13 protein-coding genes are annotated in these 15061 nt (G+C 60.6%); 12 read left to right on the forward strand and 1 reads right to left on the reverse strand.

The annotated features are described in order from the left end of the window. The first annotated feature begins 62 nt into the window (after window positions 1-62). From ONB52_03670 to ONB52_03725, 12 genes are all read left to right on the forward strand, one after another. Window positions 63-800 (forward strand): hypothetical protein, encoded by a 738-nt coding sequence (locus ONB52_03670; protein MDZ7415241.1) that lies wholly within the window; start codon window positions 63-65, stop codon window positions 798-800. A gap of 793 nt (window positions 801-1593) precedes the next feature. After that, window positions 1594-2142, forward strand: coding sequence for a hypothetical protein (locus ONB52_03675; GenBank protein MDZ7415242.1), 549 nt, complete (start codon window positions 1594-1596; stop codon window positions 2140-2142). Window positions 2143-2151: 9 nt separating this feature from the next. Further along, window positions 2152-3006, forward strand: a complete 855-nt coding sequence (locus tag ONB52_03680; GenBank protein MDZ7415243.1) for a formylglycine-generating enzyme family protein — start codon at window positions 2152-2154, stop codon at window positions 3004-3006. 268 nt (window positions 3007-3274) lie between these two features. After that, a complete protein-coding gene (locus ONB52_03685; protein ID MDZ7415244.1) occupies window positions 3275-5794 on the forward strand; it encodes a lamin tail domain-containing protein in 2520 nt (839 codons plus the stop codon). A 128-nt stretch (window positions 5795-5922) separates the two neighbouring features. Beyond that, complete coding sequence (locus tag ONB52_03690) at window positions 5923-6618, forward strand: YggS family pyridoxal phosphate-dependent enzyme (GenBank protein ID MDZ7415245.1); 696 nt, start codon at window positions 5923-5925, stop codon at window positions 6616-6618. A gap of 102 nt (window positions 6619-6720) precedes the next feature. Next, a complete protein-coding gene (locus ONB52_03695) occupies window positions 6721-7410 on the forward strand; it encodes a DivIVA domain-containing protein (GenBank protein MDZ7415246.1) in 690 nt (229 codons plus the stop codon). A gap of 109 nt (window positions 7411-7519) precedes the next feature. Continuing rightward, the gene (locus ONB52_03700) at window positions 7520-8047 is read left to right on the forward strand and encodes a hypothetical protein (protein MDZ7415247.1); all 528 of its coding nucleotides are present in this window, start codon (window positions 7520-7522) and stop codon (window positions 8045-8047) included. A 128-nt stretch (window positions 8048-8175) separates the two neighbouring features. Then, window positions 8176-8997: a purine-nucleoside phosphorylase gene (locus ONB52_03705; protein MDZ7415248.1), complete on the forward strand. Its 822-nt coding sequence runs from the start codon at window positions 8176-8178 to the stop codon at window positions 8995-8997. Window positions 8998-9103: 106 nt separating this feature from the next. After that, on the forward strand, window positions 9104-12244 hold the full coding sequence (gene ileS / locus ONB52_03710; GenBank protein ID MDZ7415249.1) for an isoleucine--tRNA ligase: 3141 nt from the start codon (window positions 9104-9106) through the stop codon (window positions 12242-12244). Window positions 12245-12409: 165 nt separating this feature from the next. Beyond that, window positions 12410-12793, forward strand: coding sequence for a TraR/DksA C4-type zinc finger protein (locus ONB52_03715; GenBank protein ID MDZ7415250.1), 384 nt, complete (start codon window positions 12410-12412; stop codon window positions 12791-12793). A 79-nt stretch (window positions 12794-12872) separates the two neighbouring features. Beyond that, window positions 12873-13439 (forward strand): signal peptidase II, encoded by a 567-nt coding sequence (gene lspA, locus ONB52_03720; protein MDZ7415251.1) that lies wholly within the window; start codon window positions 12873-12875, stop codon window positions 13437-13439. Window positions 13440-13478: 39 nt separating this feature from the next. Then, complete coding sequence (locus tag ONB52_03725; GenBank protein MDZ7415252.1) at window positions 13479-14459, forward strand: RluA family pseudouridine synthase; 981 nt, start codon at window positions 13479-13481, stop codon at window positions 14457-14459. On the opposite strand, the gene ONB52_03730 is transcribed toward ONB52_03725, so the two are convergent. Then, entirely contained in the window at window positions 14456-15007 is a 552-nt protein-coding gene (locus tag ONB52_03730) for a hypothetical protein (GenBank protein ID MDZ7415253.1), read from the reverse strand. The two genes, ONB52_03725 and ONB52_03730, sit on opposite strands and share 4 nt — an antisense overlap. Window positions 15008-15061 lie beyond the last annotated feature (54 nt).

Consider the following 15061-nt stretch of genomic DNA (forward strand, 5'->3'; position numbering starts at 1 on the left):
TGTTGCGCCGCTTTGGCGAGGCCACGGAACTGCCGCTGCGCGAGCAAGTGGCAAGGGCGTTGGTGAATAAAGGCTACAGACTCGGCCAACTCAATCGCAGCGAAGAAGAGCTTGCGGCTTATGACGAAGTGTTGCGCCGCTTTGGCGAGGCCACGGAACTGCCGCTGCGCGAGCGAGTGGCAAAGGCGTTGAGGAATAAAGGCATCACGCTTGGCCAACTCAAACGCAGCGAAGAAGCGCTTGCGGCTTATGACGAGGTGTTGCGCCGCTTTGGCGAGGCCACGGAACTGCCGCTGCGCGAGCAAGTGGCAACGGCGTTGGTGAATAAAGGCTACAGACTCGGCCAACTCAAACGCAGCGAAGAAGAGCTTGCGGCTTATGACGAAGTGTTGCGCCGCTTTGGCGAGGCCACGGAACTGCCGCTGCGCGAGCAAGTGGCAATGGCACTGAATGGTATCGGTTTCAAACTGCTCTGTGAAGCCAAACAGATTTGGGCCAATGGTGAAGCCGGGAAAGCCAAACAGCACTTGCTGCTCGCACAAGAAAAGATCGTGGCATCGCTCGAACGCCGCCCGCAGGAACCGGTTGCCCTTGGCAACTACGGGTATATCCAATTCCTCCTGGGCGAAAAAGAGCACGCCCGCGAGCTACTCACACAAGCAATCACCATCGGCGGAGAAAAGATTCGGCAAGGTGAACTCGAGGACGCAGATATCCATCCGTTGCCGCAAGATGAGGAATTTCGCGCACTCGTACAGATCATCCCCTTGCAACAAAAAGGGCAAGTAGGCAGCGCCTGATGGTTTGATCCGCTGCCATCCCGCTTTCTCAATGATCATGGCGGCTCCTTAAACGCCAAATTCCTGGTCATGACTTCTATTATCAAGAACAAACGACTGGTAGTTATAGCGAACAAATTCGGGACGGTTTTCAACACATAAAGGACCGGGCTCGACAGTGCGGCTATGAGCCTTCAGCCCAAAAAGCAAATGGTATCCCACGTACCATCGGCGCTCAATTAGTCGGTTATGAGTGCGCATTAGAAATTTCTGAAGCCATTTCCTGCTTGCAGAATAGCAGTAGACAATATTGCAGCGTTGTATAAGGAGTATCAGCAAGCAGGGGTTATCCATCCAAACGGGACTTTAGAAGAAAAGTCTTGGGGCAGGAAAGAGTTTGTCGCGCTTGATATGGATGGAAACGGGCTCTTTTTCTTTGAAGATGATTAATTCCTGAAAGAATGCCGCCCAACACGCACTCGCACCTGACGCCGCGCAGCGCAGCGGAGCGGCGCAGGTGAAGCGCAAACCGTTGAATTTAAACCACAATGCTGTTGAAACCATTGCGGAATGACTCGAATTCGACAAGAATGCAATTGGGGCCGGCAGCGACGAAGGCGCGGCTATCCGCGAATCCTCATACCGGCGTTGAGGCGTTGCAGAGACGTGGTGATGCCCCGCCGCTGATTTGATGCGCCGCGGGGCCGGCCCGGCTGCGTCGCTACCTCAACACTTTTCCCTTGCACGCCACCGGCAAATGAGGCATATTCTCTGCGCGCATGCCACTCACGCCCAATCCCAGGCAGGAAAAATCATGAACGTGCAAGTGTTGCTGATCCTCATCACCGCGGCCGGCATTCTCATCAGCTTCGCGGTGATCCTTTCCATTTTTCTCGGCAAGAAGATCGAGGATACCGCGGGCCGGCAGAAGCTGAGCCTGTTCGGCAAGCTGGAGCTGGAAGCCAACACTTTGGTGATGCTGCTGGCGCTCGGCATTCTGCAAACGCTCGCACCGGTGGCCGTGATGGTATGGAAGCCGGAACTGTTCCGGCCCGCCGGCGGTGTGATGCCGCTGACGCTCAACATCACCGGCACCGTCAGCACCGCGGATGACGGCGTACCCAGTCCCAATGCGCCGGTGCTGGTGCGGCTCTTTCGCCGCGAAAGCGCGGATTCGCTGCAGTTGCTGCGCCAGGAGGAGGCCGATCCCACCGAGTATGCCTTTTACTTTCAGGAAATTCCCATCCTGAGTGAGACCGACCGCTTTCGCATTGTCGCGCAACAGGGCGACAGCCTGAAGGATTTGAAGGAACTGCGCATCGCCCTGCAGCATGTCAAGATGCAACTGAGAAGAGTGAATTAGGAGCGCGCCATGAGATTGCTCATGCTCCCGGTTGTGCTGCTTACCGGCTGGTTGTGGCTGGCCGGCGGGGAAAAATCGAACCCGCGCAGGGTGCAGCCGGCGCCGCAGACTTATCCCGCCGCCATCCTCGCCAAAGTGGACAGTGTCGAAATGCGGCTGGTGAGCGCGGGGCCTTTCATCTACGGCAGCTCGCCGGCCGAGGTGGAGAATTTGCCCGCCGCCAAACAGCGCGCTTTTTTCAAGACTGAGACCCAGGCGACGGCACGGCAACAGGCGCGCACCGGCGATTTCTACATCGACATTCACGAAGTCACCAACGCGCAGTATGCCAAATTCCTGCAGGCCACCGGGCATCGCCAGCCTGCATTTTGGAATGACCGGCTGCTGCGGCAGCCGCGCTATCCGGTGGTGGGCATCGGCTGGGAAGATGCCCGTGCTTATGCGGCGTGGGCGGGCAAGCGTCTGCCGACGGAGTGGGAGTGGGAGAAGGCGGCGCGCGGCACGGACGGCCGCCGCTGGCCATGGGGCAATCAGTTCGGGGTGGGCAACTGCAACTCCGAAGAAATCGGATTGGGCACCATTGCGGCGGTGGGCAGCTACAAAGGCGTGAGCCCCTTCGGGTTGTTCGACATGGCGGGCAATGTGTGGGAAATGTGCGAGGGCCAGTGGTCGGACGGCCGGCGCAGCGGGCCGGTGATGCGCGGGGGCTGCTTCAACAATGATCGCTATGGCGTGCGCACCACCGTGCGCTGGTCGCCGCGCAGTGAAGCGCAGATTCAGAACGGCACGGCCTGGCTGGGATTTCGCTGTGTGATGGATGCCGCGCAGGTAAAGTTGGGCGTGAACGCAGAGATCGTGGAATAGCGCCGCGCTGCTGAAGTGTTTTGCTGCAGCGTTTCAACTTGGAAACAACGGGCGTGTTTTCGCCATGGCCAGGAAACTCTGCGGCAGGTTTGTCTCTTTGGAGTGAAATCGTTGTTCCAATTGCAATAATCTCCTCCAGCGGATTGACACAACTCAACTGATAAATGGCTTTTTCATCCGCCGGGTTGTTTCTATCCTTTGGCGATTTCCCTTGAGTTGCGGTTGATTCATGTTGGGAGCTTGCTGTTGAATCAAGTCGGGGGTGGGTATGAAGCGCGCGCTGTTGGTGCTGGGGCTGTTGGCCGCCAGAGCCGGGGCCCAGGTCATTCTCTCCGAAGTGATGTTCAATCCCCGCGGCAATGAAAACCACAACGAGTTTGTCGAGTTGTTCAACGCGAGTGTGACCGATTCGGTCAGCCTGGCGGGCTGGCGCATTGGCGACCAGGCGGCTGTCGATAACATCGTGGCCTGGCGGGCGGGCTTGGTGTTGCGGCCGCAGCAATTCGCCGTCATTCTGGATCCCACCTATTTCAGCTCTTCGACGCAATATCAAACTCTCATCCCGGCGGAGGCGCTGGTGGTGACGATCAGCGACAATGCCTTTGGCAGCGGCGGCTTTTCCAACAGCACGGCGGAGACGGTGATCTTGCTGAATGCCGCAGGCGACACGGTGGCGCAATATCTCTACTCGCCCGGCAACCCTGACGGCATATCGGATGAGAAGATCGAGCTGACCGACGATGACGGTCCGGCGAACTGGGCGGATGCTTTGTCGGCCGATGGCACGCCGGGCGCCCGCAACTCCGTGATGCCCGGCCTGCACGATGCCGGCCTGGTGCCGGGCAGCCTGCAGATCGAGCCGGCGGCGCTGCGCGCGGGGACGGCGGCCAGAGTGCGGTTGCGGGTGCGCAATCACGGCCTCGCTGCCATCGCGACGTTCAAGATCACACTGCATCTCATGCCGGCGCGACCGGAATATTTCGCACCGGTCTCCCCGGGAGAGGCGACTTTCGGGCAGAGTCTCGGTCGCGGCGAGGAAACCGAGGTTGCGCTGATGACAGTGCCTCTGCCGGCGGGAGAATATATTTTGCAGGCGCGGTTGAGCTTGGCGGACGACAGCAATGCTCGCAATGATGCCCTCGATCTGCCGGTGGCCATTGGCTGGCCGCGGCAGACCATCGTGATCAACGAGATCATGTTTGCGCCCGCCGGCGGCCGGCCGGAATGGCTCGAGCTGTACAATCCGCAGAGTCACGATGTGCCGTTGCAGGACTGGTGGGCGGTCGATGAAGCGGGCAGCCGGGCGGCAGTCGTTGAAAACTACTCCATCCCGGCGCGCAGCTTGCGCGTGCTCACCGCCTCCCGGGGGTTGGCCGCGCTTTATCATCTCCCCGAACATGCCGTGTTGCTCACACCGGCATTTCCGCTGTTGAACAATGCCGGCGATCTGATCGTGCTGCGCGATTTCAGCGGCGCGGTGATCGACTCCGTCTTTTATGAAGGTGATTGGGGCGAGGCCGGCAAGTCGATCGAAAAGATCTGGTATGAACGCGACAACAGCCGGCGCAACTGGCTGCCGAGTCGCGGTGCACGGGGTGCAACCCCGGCGGATTTCAACAGCGTCAGCCCGCGGGAATACGATTTACAACTCGAGCTTCTGAGTTTTTTGCCAGCCCGTCCGCGCGCCGGCGAGCCGGTGCGGCTGACGGCGGGCGTCTTTAACCGCGGCCGCCGCGCGCTGGAAAATTTCACGGTGCACTTTTTCCATGACCCCGTCGGCACGCAGGATGCGACGCTGCTGGAAGAATTGGGCGCCGTCACCGTTTCGCAAGCACTGGCTGCCGAACAAACGATCATGGTCGGTCTCGACTGGCCGCAGCCGCCCTCCGGAATCAACCGGGTGATGGCGGAGGCGCGTGAGCCGCGTGATTTGGTGATGGACAACAACCGCACCATGGCAGAAGTGCCGGTGGGATATGCCGCGCACACGCTGGTGATCAATGAAATTTATTACGCCCCGCGCAGCGGCGAAGTCGAATGGTTCGAGCTGTTCAATCTCAGCAACGCGCCGGTCAATCTCCGCCGGTGGCGCTGGCGCGACGCGGACGCGGAGGAAACCGCCAGCCTGCCGGACAGCACTTTGATTCTGCTGGCCGGCGGCTTTGCGGTGGTCGCGGCGGCAGGCACTCTGCCCAACCCCGGGAACACGGCTGTGCATGTGGTTCCCAGCCGCTGGTTGACCTTGAACAACGATCGCGAACGGCTGAGCGTGTGGGATTTTAACGGCGGCTGGCAGGACAGTGTGGCCTTCCGCAGCACCTGGGGCGGAGCCGCGGGATTCTCGCTGGAACGCATCAATCCGAGGCTGCCGGCACAGGACAGCAGCAATTGGAGCACCTGTGTCGCAGCCGCCGGTGCAACGCCGGGGCGACAAAATTCGGTTTTCACCGCGATTCTGCCGAGCGCGGCCACATTGAGCATTTCCCCCAATCCCTTCTCTCCCGATGATGACGGCATCGCTGATTTTGCCATCTGCCAGTTGAACCTGCCGGTGGCAACCGCCAGTGTTCATGTCAAGATTTATGATCTGCGCGGCCGTCTGGTGCGGTGGTTGTTGAACAACCGGCCGGTCGGTTCGAATTTTCAGGTGGTGTGGGATGGCCGGGATGAGAATGGCCGGCTGCTGCGCTCGGGCGTTTATTTGGTGTTCCTGCAAGCCGTGCACGGGAATTCAGGCAGGTTGCTTTCGGCAAAAACCACGGTGGTGCTGGCCCGGCCGGTGGACTGAGTCCCGTGCCGGCGTCAATTGTTTGACGGAGGATGATCCGGCGGGCGTGGGAGCCTGAGGTGTCCGCTGCTGGTGCCAAAGAATTCATTGCATTTTAGGGATGTTGCGGTTATATTTTTCGCTCAATTATGGCATTCGCTCAGCAACTTGCCGCGGTCCAGCAGAGGATCGCCGACGCCTGCCAGACCGCCGGTCGTGATCCGGCAGAGATAACCCTGATTGGCGTCACCAAAACGGTTGCCTTTGAAGACATCCTGGCGGCGAGTCAAAGCGGCCTGCGGCACTTTGGTGAGAATCGGGTGCAGGAGGCGGCACGCAAAATCAGTGCGGCTCGTGCCGCCGGGCTGCAGGCGCAATGGCACCTCGTCGGCCATTTGCAAACCAACAAGGCCAAAGAGGCCGTGGCCTTGTTCGACGTGATTCAATCGGTCGATAGCGTGCGGGTGGCGGAGGCGTTGCAGCGCCACGCCGAGAAGGTGCCGCGCCGGCTGGAGGTGCTGCTGCAGGTGAATACTTCGGCGGAGGCGACCAAATTCGGAGTGGCGCCGGCCGAGGCGGCGAAGCTGGCGGCTGAGATTGCGGCGTTTCCCAATTTGCATTTGACCGGCTTGATGACCATCGGCGCACTGACCACCGACAGCGGGATCATCCGCCGCTGCTTTCAAACGCTGCGCGTGCTGTTGCAGGAGCTTGCCGCGCTGCACCTGCCCAACACCAATTTACATCATCTCTCGATGGGCATGACGGATGATTTCGAGCTGGCAATCGCGGAAGGCGCAACCATGGTGCGCATCGGCCGCGCCCTTTTCGGGGAACGCCGCTAGTCCCGCGGCAGCCGGCCGGCAGCGAAAAAGTCGCCGCCGGCGGTGCGCAAACGCAGCCGTGCGGACGTACTAAAGAATTCCACCCAACACGGGAGAAGGAACGTGCGACTCACACCGCTCGACATAAAAAAACAACAGTTCAAGCGCGCCGTGCGCGGCTATGATCGCGACGAGGTCAACACCTTTCTCGAGATGGTGGCTGAGGAGCTGGAGAGTCTGTTGCACGAGCGCAACCGTCAGTCCGACGAAATCATCCGGCTGCGCACGCAGTTGCAGGACTATCAGGATGTCGAACAGACCCTGAAGCATGCGCTGAAAAACACGCAGGAGACGGCACTGCAATCGCTGGAGAATTCCCGGCGCGAAGCCGAGATGATCATCCGCGATGCCGAATTGGAGGCGGAAAAGATCATTCGGGATGCCAAAGTCAGGCTGGCGGAATTGAAGAATGAACTGATGGTGGTAAAGGCGCAAAAAAGTTCGTTTGCACGGCGGTTGCGCCATCTCCTGGAAAGCCAGCTTGAATTGATCGGGGTGCTCGAGTTGGATGATTTGGGTTTCGGCGAAATTGATGCACCATCGGGGAGCACCCGTCCGGCCGCCGAGAATGCGTCGGTCAAAACCAGCCCGGCCGCCGCTCCCTCTGCCGCTCCGGAGGCGCCGCGCCGTGCGCCGGTGCGGCCCGTGGCAGGTCCGGCCAGGGAATTCCGGCCGGTAAGTGAAGCCGCCGCGGCCGCGACCCGCACCACCATTGACAAGAAGGAGACCCGCATTTCAGATTTCATCACCTGACCACCCGCTGCACCTTTCGACTACCGCTTGACACCATCTGGGCATGAATCTGGCAGTGTATGCCCCGCCAGATTTTTCATCATTGACTCTACAACACAAGGACTGCACCATGTCGAAATCGAGGATCCATTGGCAGTGGGGAGCGGTGTGTCTTTGCATCGGCTCTCTGCTTTTTTCCGGTTGCGCCGCGCGCCTGGCATTGCAGGATGATGCCGGCCAGCCGATCAAACGCAGCGAAGTTGAGGCCAAAAAGAAGAACAACAATTTTTGGCTTTACACCCTGGGGGGCGGTGCCTTGAGTTTTGGCGCGAGCTTTTTCACCGGCGCAATGATCGAGCGCGGAGTTGACAGCGACAATCGCGTGGCCCTGTGGTCGATCACCGGCGCCGGCACGGTGTTGGGAACACTGATTTTTTCCCACAATGGCAAAGTGCGTGATTTCAATCTGGCAGTGGAGGCGGTGAAGGATGCCCGCCAGCAGGAGCTGAACGCAAAGATCAAAAACGAGCATGAGCGCCAGGAAAAACTCGCCGCGGAACGCAAACGCATCGAAGAAGAGCGCAAACGCCAGGAAAGTGAACGCCAGCAGTTGCTCGAACAAATTCGTGATAAACAAAAAAAGAAAGACCAACCTTAAACTTTCCGCCGGCCACTCCCGCAGCGGGCAGGCGCCACCCCGCGCCAGCACATGCCCGGTCGGGGAGCCGCCGGCTGCACCTCGAGTCGGACACACAATTTTGATTTGAGGAGGGAAATCGCCTCGCCATGAGCCCCTTATTACAGCAGATCGATGAAGCGGTCGCTGTCATCCGCCAGCACAGCAAGACCCGGCCTGAAATCGGCATTATTTTGGGAACCGGTCTGGGCGCGCTGGCGCGGGAGATCAAAACCGAGGCGACCATCTCCTACGCTGATTTGCCCCATTTCCCCGTTGCGACCGTCGAAAGCCACGCCGGCCGCCTGATCTTCGGCACGCTCGGGAACAAACAGGTGATGGCCATGCAGGGCCGCTTTCATTACTATGAAGGCTACTCCATGAAGCAAATCACCTTCCCGGTGCGCGTGATGAAGGCGATGGGCTGCCACACCCTGGTGGTGTCGAATGCCTGCGGCGGCATGAATCCGCTTTTCGCACCCGGCGACATCATGATCATGACCGATCATATCAACCTGCTGGGTGACAATCCCCTCATTGGCCCCAATGAGGAGGCCCTCGGCCCGCGCTTTCCTGACATGTCGGAGCCCTACACCGCCTCTCTGATTGCGCTGGCCGAGCAGGTGGCCCTGGAAGCCGGCATCCGCGTGCAAAAGGGCGTGTATGTCGCGCTTTCCGGCCCCAATCTCGAAACCCGCGCGGAATACCGCTTCCTGCGCCTGATCGGCGCCGATGTCGTCGGGATGAGCACGGTGCCGGAAGTCATCGTCGCCGTCCATTCCGGCATGAAAGTGCTGGGCCTGTCGGTGATCACTGATTCCTGTCTGCCCGATGCCCTGGAGCCGGTCGATATCGCCAAGATCATCAAAATTGCCGGTGACGCCGAACCCAAGCTCACGTTGATCATGAAACGAGTCATCGAGCGGATGTAGGGAACACGAAGCCGCGCCGGCCGCCACCACCAACGCGCCGGCGTCCCGTGCCTGCGCAACACCTTATTGAATACCTCACGTTCGTTCAGCAACAAGGCAAATCAGGATGTACAAACCCTTTCCCCAGGAACTCAACCTGCCCGCGATTGAGGAAGAAGTGCTGCAATTTTGGCAGCAGGCTGACATCTTCCGCAAGAGCATCAGCTCCCGTCCGGCCGACCGGCCGTTTGTCTTCTATGAAGGCCCGCCCACTGCCAACGGCAGGCCCGGCATTCATCATGTGCTTGCGCGCACCATGAAGGATTTCGGCTGCCGCTTCAAGACCATGCAGGGTTACCGCGTCGAGCGCAAAGCCGGATGGGACACCCACGGCCTGCCGGTCGAGATCGAAGTCGAAAAACAACTCAAATTCACCAAAAAAGATCAGATCCTGTCCTACGGCATCGACAAATTCAACGCCCGCTGCCGGGAAAGCGTGTGGACCTACAAGCAAATGTGGGATCAACTGACCACGCGCATGGGCTACTGGGTCGATCTCGAACATCCCTACATCACCTACGAGAACCAATACATCGAGAGTGTGTGGTGGCTCCTCAAGCAGTTGTGGGAGCGCGATCTGCTTTATCGCGGCCACAAGATTGTGCCTTATTGCCCGCGCTGCGAGACCCCGCTCTCCAGCCATGAAGTGGCGCAGGGCTATGATGACGTCGATGATCCCTCGGTGTTCGTGAAGATGCCCCTGCAACAGGACCCGGCGACCTGCTTCCTGGTGTGGACGACGACGCCGTGGACGCTGATTTCCAACGTCGCACTCGCCCTGCATCCCCATGTCTTTTATGTCAAGGTGCGGCATCGCGGCGAGCAGCTCATCCTCGCCGAGCCCCGCCTGGAAGTGCTCGACGGCGAGTATGAGATTCTCGAACGCCAGCCGGGCCGGGCGCTGGCCGGCATCGCCTACCAGCCGTTGTTCCGCTTTCTGCACAGCCCGAAACGCTCGCATTACACCGTGCTGGCCGATTTTGTGACCACCACCGACGGCAGCGGCATCGTGCATTTGGCCCCCGCCTTCGGCCAGGACGATTATCAAGCCGGCGTGCAGTATGATTTGCCGTTCTTCCAGCCGATCGACAAGAGCGGCCGCTTCACCAGCGAGGTCACGCCCTGGCAGGGCCGGTTCTTCAAAGACGCCGATCCCGAAATCATTGCGACACTGCAGCAGCAGGGCCGGCTCTACAAGGTTGAAACCTACCGCCACAGCTATCCGCATTGCTGGCGCGACGACACGCCGCTGATCTATTATGCCAGGGAATCGTGGTACATCCGCACCACCCGTTTCAAGGATCGCTTCGTCGAATTGAACCGGCAAATCAAATGGTATCCACCGGAGGTGGGCGCGGGCCGCTTTGGCGAGTGGCTGGCCAACAATGTCGACTGGGCCCTGTCACGCGACCGCTTCTGGGGAACCCCGCTGCCGATCTGGCTGGATGAAGACGGCGCGGCGCACTGCGTCGGCTCGGTGCAGGAGCTCGCCGAGCTGAGCGGCCGCGATCTCTCCGGGCTCGATCTGCACCGCCCCCATGTCGATGACATCACCTTCCGCAACCCCAAGAACGGCAAACTCATGCGCCGCACGCCGGAGGTGATCGATGTCTGGTTCGACAGCGGCGCCATGCCGGTGGCGCAGTGGCACTACCCCTTCGAGAACCGCGAGCTTTTCGCACGCAATTTCCCCGCGGATTTCATCAGCGAGGCCATTGACCAGACGCGCGGCTGGTTTTACTCGCTGCTCGCCATCGCGGCGATGCTGTTCGACAAACCCTGCTTCAAGAACTGCGTCGTGCTCGAGATGGTGCTCGACAAGGACGGCAAGAAGATGTCGAAATCGCGCGGCAACGTCGTCGATCCCTTCGAAGTGATCAACCGCCACGGCGCCGATGCCGTGCGCTGGTATCTGATGACCGTGAATCCGCCGTGGCAAACCACCCGTTTCGACGTCAAGGGGGTCGAGGAAACGGTCAGCCGGTTCTTCGGCACACTGCTCAACACTTATGTGTTTTTCGCAATGTATGCCAACCTCGACCAGTATGTTTATCCGCCCTCGCCGCCGCCGGTAAGCGAGCGCCCCGAGATCGACCGCTGGTTGATTTCCACCCTCAACCGGCTGGTGGCACGGGTGGGGGAGAATTTCAACGCCTTCGAGGTGACGCGCGGCGGCCGTGCCATCGCCGATTTTGTGGTTGACGATCTTTCCAACTGGTACGTGCGCCGCTGCCGGCGCCGCTTTTGGAAATCCGGCATGGCGCAGGACAAGCACGCCGCGTTTGCCACGCTCTACGAAGCGTTGCTCACCGTTTGCAAGCTGGCCGCGCCGCTGGCGCCCTTCCTCAGCGAGGCCATCTATCGCCGTCTGCTCGCGCCGCAGCGGGAGGGCCGCGAGAGCGTGCATCTCTGCGATTTTCCCGCCAGCACGGACGCCGCGTTTCATTTTCGCCAACCCGAGCTGGAAAATCAGATGGAAGCCGTGCGGGCGGTGGTGAATGCCGGCCGGGCGCTGCGCGCCGAGCGCAATCTCAAAATCCGGCAGCCGCTCCGCCGCCTTTTCGTGGTCGCCGATGACGACGCCAGGCGTGCCGCGCTCACCACGGGCGCGCAGCTCATTCAGGATGAATTGAATGTCAAGGCGGTTGTCGTGGTTGCCAGCGCAGACGAGCTGACCGCGGTCAAGCCGGAACCGGTGTTCAAATCGCTCGGCCCGAAGTTTGGCAAGCTCGCCAACCAGGTCGCGGCGGCCATTCGCGCGCTGACGCCCGCACAACTAGACGTCCTGGCAGCGCACGGCCGCGTCGAGCTCGAGCTGGAGCAGCAAAAAATTGCCCTGACCCCGGAAGATGTCCGCCTGGTGCGGCAGCAATCCGAAGGACTGGTGGTGGGCAGTTCGGGCGGCTGGACTGTCGCGCTCGATACCGTTTTGAGCGAGGAATTGATCACCGAAGGTCTGGCGCGCGATTTTGTCAATCGCGTGCAAAACATGCGAAAGCAGGCCGGTTTCAACGTGGTGGATCGCATTCATATCCGCTACCAAGGTTCACCCCGTCTGCACCAGGCCATTCAGAAAATGGCGGATTACATTAAGCAGGAGACCCTGGCCGAACAACTGGAACCGGCGGCTGCCGGCGAGCATCTCGCCCATGTCGAAACCTGGAGTGTGGGCGAGGAGCAGGTTGTGCTCAGCGTTGCCCGCCGCTGAGCGTGCCGGCTGCCGGCGCAGGAATGAGGAAACCGGCAGGGTACATTTTCTGGTCAATGTGTTGTCGCTGTTCGGTTGCTGTGATCAGCAATCCAAACTTCCCGTGTCAGTGCCGGGGCCGCCACCTTACACGGCCGGGAAGGTCCAAACCGCAGGAGGGCGTTCATGAAATCTCAAGACCTGCAGTATTTCAAGCGGCTGCTGTTGGAGCGGCGCAGCGAGTTGCTGAAAGAGCTGGATCATTTCAAGAACGGGCAGGGCGCCACCACCATCAAGGACGCCTCGGGAGAAAACACCTCCTATGCCTTTCACATGGCGGATCAGGCCACCGACAACATGGAACGGGAGAAAGCCTACTACTTCGCCACCCGGGAAGGCCGCCTGCTTTATCATATCGATCAAGCGCTCGAGCGTGTGGAAGATGGCACCTACGGCCTGTGCCACAATTGCAACCAGCCGATTGCCCGGGAACGGCTGGAGGCCGTGCCGCATGCGCGGTTGTGCATAAGCTGTAAAATGAAAGAGGAAAGCGGCGTCTCTCTCGATTGAGGGCCGGGGGCGCCGCGCCGCGTTCGTCAGGCCGCTGCCGCCCCCGCACAGGATGGTCATCAACCGAACAAAGGCTGGCATGAACATATTGCAAGGCATGGGCGTGCTGTTGATCTCGGCGGTCATCGTGGCGCTCGATCAAATCACCAAGCTCATCGTGAAATCCCGCTTCTTTCTGGAAGAGAGCATGCCCGTGCTGGGTGACGTGCTGCGCTTCACCTACATCGAGAATCCCGGCATGGCCTTCGGCATCCGCTTCGGGGGCCGGTATTTCTTCACGGTTTTTTCCGCGCTGGCCACGCTCGTGATCCTGGTCTATTTGTACCGCATTCGCCGCGAGCGGCTGCCCGCGCGGCTGTCGCTTGCGCTGATTCTGGGCGGTGCAATCGGCAATCTCATCGACCGTTTTGCCTACGGTCAGGTCATCGATTTCATCGATGTCGGCCTCGACACGCTGCGCTGGCCGGTGTTCAACCTCGCGGACAGCGCGGTGTCCATTGGCATGGTGATGCTCGTGCTCCTGGTGTTTTTCGAGAAAGAAAAAGCCGGGGTCGCGCCCGCGGAGGTCCCTTCCTTTCCCAAAACCAAACCTTCGCCCAGCGAGGAACACGACAACTGGCAGGAGGCGCGCCCGCCCTCCGCCTGAGGGCTACGCTGAACCCCAATCTGCACCTGCGTTCGCATCGTGTCCACCCCCCGCTTTCAAATCCTCACCGTGGATCCGCATCAGCGCCGCCTGCGGCTGGACAAATATCTCGCCAACCAGGTGGCCGACCTGACGCGCTCACGGTTGCAGCAACTGATTGCCGCCGGTGAGATCACAGTCAACGGCCGGCCTGTCAAAGCCAGCCATCCGGTGGCACCCGGGGAAGTGATTCAAATCAACATTCCGCCCAAAGCGCCGGCCGAGCTGGTGCCGCAGAACATCCCGCTGCGCATCGTCTACGAAGATGCCCATCTCATCGTGATTGACAAGCCGGCGGGCTTGGTGGTGCATCCGGCTTATGGCCATGCCGACGGCACCCTGGCCAATGCCGTGTTGTATCACTTTCAGGAAGTTTCAAAAGTGGGGGGGAGTGAACGGCCCGGCATCGTGCACCGGCTGGACAAGGACACTTCCGGGCTGCTGGTGGTCGCGCGCGATGATCGCACGCATGCGGCGCTGGCTGCACAATTCAAGGAGAAGACGACGCAGCGCGAATATCTCGCGGTGGTGTGGGGCACGCCCTCCCCCGCGCGCGGCTGCATCGAGAGCTATCTGACCCGCAGCACCAAAGACCGGCGCAAAGTCACGGTCAGCAGGGAGCACGGCAAGTGGGCAGTCACTCATTATGCAGTGATCGAGCGCTTTCCCCGCCACAGCCTCCTGCGCCTGCGCCTGGAGACCGGCCGCACGCATCAGATTCGCGTGCATCTCAGCCATCGCGGCCATCCGGTTTTCGGTGATCCCACCTATCACGGCCGCACCAGCCAGCTCCGCGGCTTGAAGCAGGCGGAAACGCGTTTCCTCACAGAGTTGCTGGCGCATTTTCCCCGCCAGGCCCTGCACGCACACACCCTGGGCTTCGTTCACCCCGTCACCGGCGAAAGGATTTTTCTGCAAAGTGAATTGCCGGCGGACATGCAGGCATTGTTGCAGGCTCTGCGCACCACCACTCTGCGTTAGTCCTGGTGGCGGTGGGCGGGTGGCGGAGGAACGGCCGGGGCATAACCCCGCAGCTCATCATACTTCGTCACCTGCGCGGCAGTGAGAATTTTCCTAATTTCCACATGCGCCTGCAAATGGGCCAGCCGCAGTTCCCCCTGCAAGGTGGCGATCCCGGTGACCAGCGCGTGCAACTGTTGTGCGGTGATCGTTTGCGTCGCGAACAGGCTGTCCAGCGCCTGGTCGCTGGCGAGAATCATCGCGCCCAGCCGCACGGCACGCGCATGCATGTGGTCGTATGCCCGCTGCGCCTGTGCCAATTGCGTGGCGGAAAGCCCGAGCTGCCGGGCCAGCTCCAGCACGTGTTTCGGCCCGGGGTAGTGGTTCAACTCCGCAGCTTTGGCCAAACCCATGCCGTGCCCCTCCCGATAGCCCTGGATTTCCGCCGGCGAAAGTGCTTTCAAGCTGCGCAGATGCTGGCCGGCGTATGGCGAAGACGTCTGGTGCTGTGCCCCTGCCATCCACGGTGCCAGCAGCGCGCACCAAAACAGCAGAGAGATTTTGTTCAAGGTTGCTCTTGGCAGTTTATTCGAGCCGGGCGGGCGCGGCGGTTCCGTTGCACG

It is taken from the genome of candidate division KSB1 bacterium, from assembly GCA_034506255.1.
In the GTDB taxonomy this organism is placed as follows: domain Bacteria; phylum Zhuqueibacterota; class Zhuqueibacteria; order Zhuqueibacterales; family Zhuqueibacteraceae; genus Coneutiohabitans; species Coneutiohabitans thermophilus.

Coding starts and splice junctions, on each gene's coding strand:
- ONB52_03675 (MDZ7415242.1), top strand. CDS start 1,594: ATGAACGTGCAAGTGTTGCTGATCCTCATCACCGCGGCCGGCATTCTC.
- ONB52_03680 (MDZ7415243.1), top strand. CDS start 2,152: ATGAGATTGCTCATGCTCCCGGTTGTGCTGCTTACCGGCTGGTTGTGG.
- ONB52_03685 (MDZ7415244.1), top strand. CDS start 3,275: ATGAAGCGCGCGCTGTTGGTGCTGGGGCTGTTGGCCGCCAGAGCCGGG.
- ONB52_03690 (MDZ7415245.1), top strand. CDS start 5,923: ATGGCATTCGCTCAGCAACTTGCCGCGGTCCAGCAGAGGATCGCCGAC.
- ONB52_03700 (MDZ7415247.1), top strand. CDS start 7,520: ATGTCGAAATCGAGGATCCATTGGCAGTGGGGAGCGGTGTGTCTTTGC.
- ONB52_03705 (MDZ7415248.1), top strand. CDS start 8,176: ATGAGCCCCTTATTACAGCAGATCGATGAAGCGGTCGCTGTCATCCGC.
- ileS (MDZ7415249.1), top strand. CDS start 9,104: ATGTACAAACCCTTTCCCCAGGAACTCAACCTGCCCGCGATTGAGGAA.
- ONB52_03715 (MDZ7415250.1), top strand. CDS start 12,410: ATGAAATCTCAAGACCTGCAGTATTTCAAGCGGCTGCTGTTGGAGCGG.
- lspA (MDZ7415251.1), top strand. CDS start 12,873: ATGAACATATTGCAAGGCATGGGCGTGCTGTTGATCTCGGCGGTCATC.